A 247-nucleotide genomic window follows, 5' to 3' on the forward strand; every position below is an offset into this window, starting at 1 on the left:
CGGCAGCGGCACCGACCGGGCCGCCGAGCACTTTCTGCGCACAGAAGTGGCCGCACCGATTTATTTCGGGCGGGAAGCATTGAGCGCAGTGTCGTCGTCCAACGTCGACCAATATCTCGAAGTCGTGGGAGCGTTGTTCGAGGAAATCTCAGCCAAGATCCGCTTTCGGCGCGACCAACCCGTACCACTCAGCGCCACGCGGCAGGATGCCCTTGTCCGCGCGGTCGCGCAGGAGCGCTGGAACGAT

Annotated in this window: 1 protein-coding gene; it reads left to right on the forward strand. The window is 63.6% G+C overall.

The window, feature by feature from the left end; translation table 11 throughout:
• On the forward strand, positions 1-247 hold a 247-nt coding region (locus tag VJI94_RS08680), incomplete at both ends, for a hypothetical protein (protein ID WP_324009081.1).

This window comes from Parvimonas sp. D9, from assembly GCF_035282565.1.
Taxonomy (GTDB): domain Bacteria; phylum Bacillota; class Clostridia; order Tissierellales; family Peptoniphilaceae; genus Parvimonas; species Parvimonas micra.